General features: G+C 56.1%; 10 protein-coding genes and 1 pseudogene. 3 read left to right on the top strand and 8 right to left on the bottom strand.

The features are described 5' to 3' along the window. Positions 1-86: 86 nt before the first annotated feature. The 7 genes and pseudogenes from FHT76_RS39340 to FHT76_RS39310 all read right to left on the bottom strand — a co-directional run. A pseudogene (locus tag FHT76_RS39340) lies at positions 87-670 on the bottom strand (lipid A biosynthesis lauroyl acyltransferase); the annotation flags it as partial. Positions 671-769: 99 nt separating this feature from the next. Next, on the bottom strand, positions 770-2,119 hold the full coding sequence (locus tag FHT76_RS39335) for a HAMP domain-containing sensor histidine kinase (RefSeq protein WP_259131019.1): 1,350 nt from the start codon (positions 2,117-2,119) through the stop codon (positions 770-772). After that, a complete protein-coding gene (locus FHT76_RS39330; protein WP_259131021.1) occupies positions 2,116-2,793 on the bottom strand; it encodes a response regulator transcription factor in 678 nt (225 codons plus the stop codon). Before FHT76_RS39330 ends, FHT76_RS39335 begins: the two co-directional genes overlap by 4 nt. Beyond that, complete coding sequence (locus tag FHT76_RS39325) at positions 2,790-3,359, bottom strand: cytochrome b/b6 domain-containing protein (RefSeq protein ID WP_259131023.1); 570 nt, start codon at positions 3,357-3,359, stop codon at positions 2,790-2,792. The genes FHT76_RS39330 and FHT76_RS39325 overlap by 4 nt, the downstream gene beginning before the upstream one ends. A 1-nt stretch (position 3,360) precedes the next feature. Continuing rightward, the gene (locus FHT76_RS39320; protein WP_183864967.1) at positions 3,361-3,627 is read right to left on the bottom strand and encodes a PepSY domain-containing protein; all 267 of its coding nucleotides are present in this window, start codon (positions 3,625-3,627) and stop codon (positions 3,361-3,363) included. 631 nt (positions 3,628-4,258) lie between these two features. Further along, entirely contained in the window at positions 4,259-4,699 is a 441-nt protein-coding gene (locus FHT76_RS39315; RefSeq protein WP_183864968.1) for a DUF6691 family protein, read from the bottom strand. Further along, positions 4,699-5,127: a YeeE/YedE family protein gene (locus FHT76_RS39310; RefSeq protein WP_183864969.1), complete on the bottom strand. Its 429-nt coding sequence runs from the start codon at positions 5,125-5,127 to the stop codon at positions 4,699-4,701. Before FHT76_RS39310 ends, FHT76_RS39315 begins: the two co-directional genes overlap by 1 nt. 292 nt (positions 5,128-5,419) lie before the next feature. Between FHT76_RS39310 and FHT76_RS39305 the strand changes: the two genes are divergently transcribed. The 3 genes from FHT76_RS39305 (at position 5,420) to FHT76_RS39295 (ending at position 7,422) form a co-directional block, all read left to right on the top strand. After that, a complete protein-coding gene (locus FHT76_RS39305) occupies positions 5,420-6,058 on the top strand; it encodes a peroxiredoxin (RefSeq protein ID WP_183864970.1) in 639 nt (212 codons plus the stop codon). After that, the gene (locus FHT76_RS39300) at positions 6,055-6,483 is read left to right on the top strand and encodes a helix-turn-helix transcriptional regulator (RefSeq protein WP_183864971.1); all 429 of its coding nucleotides are present in this window, start codon (positions 6,055-6,057) and stop codon (positions 6,481-6,483) included. Before FHT76_RS39305 ends, FHT76_RS39300 begins: the two co-directional genes overlap by 4 nt. Positions 6,484-6,669: 186 nt before the next feature. After that, positions 6,670-7,422 carry a response regulator gene (locus FHT76_RS39295; protein ID WP_183864972.1) on the top strand — a complete coding sequence of 251 codons (753 nt, stop codon included), beginning with the start codon at positions 6,670-6,672 and terminating at the stop codon, positions 7,420-7,422. Here FHT76_RS39295 and FHT76_RS39290 read toward each other — a convergent pair. Next, complete coding sequence (locus FHT76_RS39290) at positions 7,400-7,822, bottom strand: hypothetical protein (protein WP_210296809.1); 423 nt, start codon at positions 7,820-7,822, stop codon at positions 7,400-7,402. The two genes, FHT76_RS39295 and FHT76_RS39290, sit on opposite strands and share 23 nt — an antisense overlap. Positions 7,823-8,056 lie beyond the last annotated feature (234 nt).

The raw sequence follows: 8,056 nt of genomic DNA, 5'->3' as shown, positions 1-8,056 counted from the left end.
CGCCGCTTCGCCGCTCGCTCGCTACGGCGCGATTGAGAACGCGCTCACGAGCGGCTTCGCTACCGCCGACCTACACCATTCGGCGGGACACGACCCTCTAGTTCGCGCCGATATTCGATTTCCCGGCGGCCGAAGCAGCGGGCAGAGTAGACTCACAAATTGCACTGCCGTACCAACTTGGCGAGCAACGGGATTGTCCGCACGTCTTGCCCATAAAACGTGGTCGAAAGGGCCTTGCGAAATTTCTGGCCAACCAGCAAGCCTACGCCGCCTCCACGCTCCAATGCCGCGCAAGTGCGAAAGATGATCCCACGGGCGACGGCACGAGGTTGCCCATCCTTTCGCTTGGAAATCAGGAGAGTTCTGAGGCGATGTGGGGATTGTTTGGGGGCGGCAGAGTGCCGTCAGGTTGAGACCGAATGCAGCGCCAACGACAGCCAGCAATTCGAAATTGCCTATATGAACGCTAAAGACGATGAAGGGCCGCCTCTTGTAAAAAAGCTCCATGAAGTCTTCAAATCCAGACCTCGATCCGTCCGGATTCAGGTCGGGCAGGATCGAAATCGAATAGCTGGTCCAGGAAGACATACTCGGCGGCAAGCCTGCCCAAATTTCCCCACCGGTCAAGAGCGATCTTCCGTCGCTCGTCTTCAGGCTTTTCAGGATAGGCGCGTGCCGGCGGCGAGGACAACGTGGGAGCGGAACGCCGGTTAGACCTTTGGGCGATCGTTAGAAATCTTGCAACGAGAACTGTTCGTTTATTGTGGTTTCAGACTTTATGCGTCGAACTTGGCGCATAGTTGTCATCGAAACGGAGCTCGAAGACGTGACCTAGCCTCGATGTTGACTGGTGAAGATTGCCACGGTGCAATTCGACTATGCGTCTGACGATCCTCAGGCCGATACCGAGGCTGTCGGCGTACTCAGCTGGCTTGGCTTCGTTCTTTGCGGTGTTGGTACGCCTGTCCTCGATGCGAATAGTCTTGGCTGCCACGTATACGAGGATAGAGGTGCCGGCGGGCGTGTGACGCACAGCATTCTCCACGAGATTGCGTAGAGCATCGCGAATGAGCGCTGGCGCCCCTCTGATAAGAGCGATTTCGACTTGAGGATGGAATTCAAGTGAATGGCCGTGCTCGTACACCCATGGAGCAAGTTGTTCTACGACGGAGCACGACAGTGCTACTAGATCGACGTCCTCGAACATCCCATGGTCGAAGCTGTCGAGGCGCGCGAGCGCTGTTAGCGCTGCCACAAAGGCCACGAGATCATCAAGATCGGCTTCCGCCTTGCGGGCGCGAGGATGGTCGATGTTTCCCAGTTCGAGCTTGATTGCCGCAAGCGGCGTGCGGATTTCGTGTGCTATTCCCGACGTCAGGACCTTCTGCGACGCCATCAGTTCGCCGACCCGCTCGAAGGCACGATTGATGGCAATCGCGAGATGGGCAACCTCGCGCGGCATGCCGTCGAAATTCAGGTGCGAACGCGCGTCCATGGGATCGATATCATCGGCGGCGTTAGCTGCGGCACGTACGGGCTTCAATGCCTGCCTTACGGAGAGCAAAGTGGCGCCGAGAACCAGGACGAGCAAGATGCTCATCGGAACCAGCATATGTTCTATGACTTCCCTCCAAAAAACCGAAGAGACCACATCTTGAGGGTCTTCAATGGTTGCGACATCGACGATAAAACGTCGATCTCCGATCACGAAGGCCCTGCCGCCGACCAAGGTCAGCGGTTTGCCTGTCGTCAACGACCTCAGCCAGAAATCGGGTGGATTCACATCAGCGGGGAGGAAGTGACGTTCACAGGCATCGTCGCAGGACTGAAACACAAGCGTACCATTGCCGTCACGAATTCTGCCGACATAACCGGACGATCGGGTGCCATAACGTTGCTTGAGGCTTTCTGGGAGCTGATATCGGACATTTTCGCCTTCCAGGGCTATGCCAGAAGCGAGGCGCTCGGTTTCCTGCTCCACGAAAAGACGGGACAGCTCGCCGACATTCCAGTAGTAGTCCGAGAAAATCACCGCGAGTTGCACGACCATTGCGAGCACTGCAAAAAACGCTATTCGTCTGGTGAGAATCGCACCAAGAGTCGGATGCCAGCGGCTCACGCGTGTTCCTCCCGCATCAGGTAGCCGACGCCTCGCACAGTCTCGATCAAAGATCCGGTCGGATGCCCTTCCAGTTTCTTTCGTAGCCTTGAAATCGCCAACTCGACGGCATTGCTGCTTCTTTCGTCACCGAATTCTGAAAAGGCGTGTTCAATCTTACCCTTGGAGACCACCTTTCCGCCATTGCGCATCAGTAGTTCAAGGAGATCCTTTTCCGACGGAGCAAGCGCAATCTCGGCGCCAGCGCATGTTACGCGCCTCGAAGCAAGATCGAGTTTAAGGTCGGCAAATTCCAATGTGGGCATCGTGGTGTTCGGAGCCCGCCGCATGAGAGCACGGATGCGCGCGATCAGTTCGCCGTTATGAAAAGGCTTTGCAAGGTAATCATCTGCGCCAGCATCAAGGCCGGCGATTCGCTCATCGATTGCGCCGCGCGCAGTCAATATAAGGACAGGCATCTGAACTCTTGCGCTTCGCAGTGACTTGAGCACGTCTATCCCGTCCTCGTCGGGCAGGCCGAGATCAAGAAGAAGAAGATCGTAGTCAGCACCGTCAAGGGCCAGCCGGCCCTCTTGCGATGTTCCGAAGGCGTCGATTCTCCAACCAACCTTTCTGATAGCCTCACAAAGCAATTCTCGGAGCCGGGCGCTGTCTTCAATCAGCAGAATCCTCATGCCCTTTTCCGACCAGTAATCATTGACCAGACCAGATTTTCCCTATGCCTCAAGCTTTCGACCACGGCGGCTCCTGCATGGATGAAGGCCAAGACCATGATGCTGTTGGCTATCGCACCGTGCAACTCCTCCAGCCACTTTTCTCCCCAGAAAGCATCGATCGTTGTCATCCAACCTGTAAGGACCGTCGCCGCCAAAAGCGCCATTAGTGAAAGCATCATGACTGAAGCTAGGGGGCTGTGACCGATGTACCTTTTTTCATGCCCGTCGACGATGCCCAAGACCTGGTCCATCACCTTTGCGCGTGTCGGAAGAAAATCGCTGAACCTGGAATGTCTCGTGCCAATAAAGCCCCAAACAATGCGTACGGCAATCGCCGTGGCAACAACATACCCCGTCACGCGATGCCAGTACTTGCCTTCCTCGAGCACGAACAGGTTGAGCATACATGCGATAACCACCGTCCAGTGAAATGCCCGAACGATCGGATCCCACACCTTGATCGTGGCTTCACCTGCAGGTGGCGAGGGCGCATGGCCCTCCCTTTGCGAATTGACTATGGTCATCTCAGCCGCCTTTCTGGACAATCGCACCGGTAACTGGATTGAAATACACCTCGGCGCGACTGCCATTCTTGTCCCTGCCGTAGATCTCGTAGCAGTTGCCGGTGACCTCAAACGTCTTGACCTTGTAGCCCAGCACGTCGATCTTTGCCTTCATGGCCTCCTCAGACAACCACTTCGACTTTGGCTCGGCGGTGCAGCTCGGGCTTGCGAGCGCCATTGCTGGTGTTGCCGATACGATCGCGACTGCGGCGATTATGTTCAACTTCATGATCTGTCCTCTTTGAATGCCCGTCGTGGGCGACAAGGACATCGATAAGGCAGTGAAGCTGTCGGCTTCCTGTCTGAGTTCAAAATATTCTATAAAGTGGTTTTGCCCTCGCGCCGTTCAGTGCCATGCACTCAAGGTCTGAGCGAGGATCCTTGGAGGATATGAGCGAAATGACTGCTCTCCCAACGGTGTCGCTGCGGGCATGAAATCTGCAGAGAGTAGCCGATCTAAATTCTGGGCAAAGGGTCAACGATGCAGTCAGGCAGACGTTGCAGCGAGGCCAAGAGGTCGGAAAATCCCTGACCCAGCAAGACGTTCAGTTTATGAATGACTGCGCGCGAGCGCTGCGCTGCCCAGCTTTTTCACAAGGTCACGTCACGCCAGCCGCCAGCAGGAGATAGCCGAGATTCTGCAAGCAATCTTCTCGGCGTCGATCACTATGGCAACTTATGTACGAGAGCGTCGTGCGCTGCACATTGGAGATGCAAACCGATTACGCCATGTGCTGCAGCCGGCTTGGATCATGTCCGCTCGTAGCGAACTGGAGATCTACCACCGCGCCGGTATGGCTTCATATCGATTCAGGCCAAAGGTATTGGGGGTCCCAGGGTCTAGCCAGCCAGTCCGCTTCTCAGTTGACCGAGATCGGCGCGTTTTGCCGGGATTGAACGGCTCGAAAAACGAACATTCCGAGGATCATGGCAGCTACGAAGAGGCCAGCCTCCCAACGGCCGGTGGCGAGTGAGGCAATTGCGGGGCCTGGACAAAGGCCTACCAGACCCCAGCCTAGACCGAAGAAACCTGCACCGAAGAGAAGCTTTGCGTCGATCGTACGGCTGGCCGGAACATGAAATTTCTTGTCGAAAACCGGCCGCGACTGATTTCGCTTAATTACATATGCAATGGCTGATGGGATCAGCGCTCCACCAAGGACAAAGGCTAGCGACGGATCCCAAGACCCCGAAAAGTCGAGAAAGCCGAGCACGCGCGCCGGATTGACCATGTCAGAAAGGACTAGGCCGACGCCAAACAAAACACCGCACAGGATCGAAACGAGGGTTCGACTGCTCATCACATCTCTCCAATCAGGTGGCGGCTGACATAGACAGTCGCAGCAGCGGTCGCCATGAAGGTGATGGTCGCCACGATTGAGCGGGTGGAGAGCCTTGCAAGCCCGCAGACGCCGTGACCACTCGTGCATCCCGAACCGAGACGGGTACCAAAGCCGACCAGGAGGCCGCCAGCTATGAGAAGAATCGGTGACGAGGTGATGGTAAGTTCCGTGGGTCGCAGAAGAGCGAACGTGCTGGCCGCGCCGCCGATGATGCCCGCAAGAAACCCTATGCCCAGTGGGCTAAAGCCTACGCCGGTCCATCCGAGTGCAGAGGCGGCCAAACCGGAAATCCCCGCCACACGACCGTTGAGAAGCAGATAGAGCGCTGCAGAAAGGCCGATCAGCAGGCCGCCGGACAGCGGCCAGATATAGTTAAGTTGGGTCATGTCGCATTCACTGAGCTGTTTAAATCTGACAGGTTGGTGTCGAGGCACTTGCTAAGTCGCATAGCGACCTTTCGTGCGCGCCCGGCATGACGTGAATATCGCTTCTACATTCGCTCCACTTGCGCGCGACGAACCAAAACCAGACGCATTTCAGTCGTGGCATGAGGCTCGCTGGGGCCACATCATGTGTGAGGGGTCACATTCCAGAAGAATGCAATGTGGCTAATATTGCATATTTACAGTAATAGTGCAAGTGTTGTATGTTTGGAGCTGACCGACCAGGGAGGCTCAAGTGAGCGCGGACAATGAGCTGTCGCCGGCTGTTTTGCGGATTAATGAGGTAGCGCCGGGTTTTGCGGCGCGATCTACGCTCGGTGAGGTCTCGCTTTCCAGATACCGGGGGCGCTGGTTACTGTTTTTCTCTCATCCGGCAGATTTTACCTCGGTATGCACGAGCGAATTCATCGCGTTTGCTCGTGCTCATGAGAGTTTTTCCAAGATCAATTGCGACCTGCTGGGTCTTTCGGTCGACAGTCTGTACTCTCATGTGGCCTGGCTGAGGGACATTGAGCGTAGCTTCGCGGTCAAAGTGCCATTCCCGTTAATCGAGGACGCCGGCATGGTTGTCGCGCGTGCCTATGGCATGTTGGACGGCTCTTCCGAAAACAGCGGGACGGTCCGAGCTACGTACGTTATCGATCCAAAAGGCGTCATTCGTGCCATCGTCTGGTATCCGATGAACGTCGGCCGGTCTGTTGGCGAGCTCCTCCGTCTTGTCGAGGCGCTGCAGGCGACGGAGAAGGAGGGTGCGCTTGCTCCGGAAGGTTGGATGCGTGGAACCGCGCTGCTTGAGCCCGTAGCGGCCAACATGGACGAGCTCGATGAGCCGCGCGAGGGCGAAGCCTGGTATTATCGGGAGCGTCGCGAATGATTGGTGGCATCCTTTCTTTCGAGGAAATGCAGGAAAAGGCGTCCGAAGCGGCCGAATTCATGCGCCTGTTCAGTACACCAAGCCGACTGATGCTGCTTTGCTATATCGCGCAAACCGAGCGGTCCGTCAGTGAAATCCAAAGTGTCCTCCGATTTAAGCAGCCGGCGCTCTCACAGCAGCTCGCGGAACTTCGGCAAGCACGGCTCGTCGAGACGCGCCGCCAGTCGCGCCAAGTCTACTATTCCATCGCAGACAGTCGTGTCTCGATGGTAATGGACTTGCTGATGCGGCTATTCTGCGAGGCGGGGGCGAAGACGCAGAGGGCAGCCATTTCTGCTAGGGCGCCTGCACAATCGCGTGGGGGTGGAGCAATTGCTTTTCCAGGAGAGATGGCATGGTGGGCCCGGCTTGAGCCTTGGGAATAACTTGGCCGACCTATAGAGAGTGTAACTGGCGCGCGCTAAGGGGGCTCGAACCGAGCGGCCTTGCACCTATTGTCGCTATTTAAGAGCGACGAAAGGTGTCATTGACGCACAATAGAACCGGCGTAATGTGGCCCGGCAGACCATTTCGGGCTCGTTCAACAGCAATGATGCAGGGCGGTGCTGACGATGACAGTTGGGTCTTCTCCAATCAAGACGGCAATTCTTGTCGTGGATGACGACCCGCGCATCCGACAGATGCTGCAGCGATACTTCGAGCACGAGGGATACAAGGTCACGTGCGCCGCGAGCGGTGAGGAAATGAGGTTGTCGCTTAAGGCCAAGGCCTTCGATATCATTCTCCTCGATCTGGTCCTTCCTGACCAGGATGGACTAGACCTGGCCCGAGAGATACGCCGCACCTCAAACATCCCAATCATGATCCTCACGGGGCGGGAGGATGTTGTCGATTGCGTTGTTGGCCTGGAGATCGGAGCAGACGATTATGTCGTCAAGCCGTTTCATTTGCGCGAAGTCCACGCAAGGCTAAAGTCGATTCTGCGTCGCTACCAAGCGGCTCCCGTTCCAGGCCCGAAGGAACATGATTTACTCGTCTTCGATGGATGGCAACTTGACAGGCAGAAGCGCAAACTTCTCAATCCCGAGAACCTCGAGATTGAGCTCTCCAGCGGAGAGTTCGACATGCTTGATGCGTTTATCCGCAATGCAGGTCGGGTTCTTAGTCGAGACGCCCTGATGGATCTTACCCGACACCGCGGACGCGACGCCTTTGATCGGTCCATTGATACGCAAATCTCCCGATTGCGGCGAAAGATCGAAATCGATCCAGCACGCCCGGAACTCATAAAGTCCATTCGATCCGTTGGGTACGTCTTTACCGCAAAGCCGGCGGGAGCGTTCATTGATGAACGCGATAGATGAGCCCATGATCCCAGCGACGAAAGAAATCAGGATCTTCTATTTCCTGCAGGGTCTCGGGGAGTTTGTTCCAGACTCGCATAAATCGACATGCCGCGGCTTGGGCTTCAAGCGAGGAAAAAAGTCGCTCGGCGATCTCATGATGATCACCGGCGCTTAGAGCTATGAAGATCGGCACATCCATCAATAGGCCAGCCTCCGGGTGCATTCGCAACCTGAAAACTGCCAAGCCTCTTACACGGCCTGCGATATCACGCGCACTTATGCACTGCCAGTTTCGCGTGTCGTGCAACAGAGCGGCCCAGTCCTTTTCGTCGAACGTGGGCACAACGCTGCAGATAAGGGAAAAGGCGGCAAGGTTGTCATCTCGCAGCAACTGGCCGACGATATAGTTATACGGCATGGCGTCCTCCCGACCAGCAACCGATCTGATCTTTCGCGCGATTAACCTCCGTCTTCATTGTCATAGATCAAGGAAACGAACCTGGTTTATGAAAGGCTGGCTCGAAGCCGAGCTTTCGGAAAGGACGAGCGGCATGCAAGCAGTCGAAGCCGCATCATCAGACCAGCAAACCTTCTTGAGAGTTCGAGCAAGACTCATCATCGAGCGGTATTGGTCCCTTACACTATTCTGCAG

The sequence above is a fragment of the Rhizobium sp. BK176 genome (assembly GCF_024808055.1).
Note: the sequence above shows the minus strand (reverse complement) of the source record. Positions and strands in the feature narration are given on the sequence as shown.

What these genes read in the sequence shown, in the direction of transcription:
- FHT76_RS39325 (WP_259131023.1), bottom strand. Translation starts at nt 3,359, where the DNA reads ATGACCATAGTCAATTCGCAAAGGGAGGGCCATGCGCCCTCGCCACCT.
- FHT76_RS39290 (WP_210296809.1), bottom strand. Translation starts at nt 7,822, where the DNA reads ATGCCGTATAACTATATCGTCGGCCAGTTGCTGCGAGATGACAACCTT.
- FHT76_RS39330 (WP_259131021.1), bottom strand. Translation starts at nt 2,793, where the DNA reads ATGAGGATTCTGCTGATTGAAGACAGCGCCCGGCTCCGAGAATTGCTT.
- FHT76_RS39315 (WP_183864968.1), bottom strand. Translation starts at nt 4,699, where the DNA reads ATGAGCAGTCGAACCCTCGTTTCGATCCTGTGCGGTGTTTTGTTTGGC.
- FHT76_RS39300 (WP_183864971.1), top strand. Translation starts at nt 6,055, where the DNA reads ATGATTGGTGGCATCCTTTCTTTCGAGGAAATGCAGGAAAAGGCGTCC.
- FHT76_RS39295 (WP_183864972.1), top strand. Translation starts at nt 6,670, where the DNA reads ATGACAGTTGGGTCTTCTCCAATCAAGACGGCAATTCTTGTCGTGGAT.
- FHT76_RS39310 (WP_183864969.1), bottom strand. Translation starts at nt 5,127, where the DNA reads ATGACCCAACTTAACTATATCTGGCCGCTGTCCGGCGGCCTGCTGATC.
- FHT76_RS39320 (WP_183864967.1), bottom strand. Translation starts at nt 3,627, where the DNA reads ATGAAGTTGAACATAATCGCCGCAGTCGCGATCGTATCGGCAACACCA.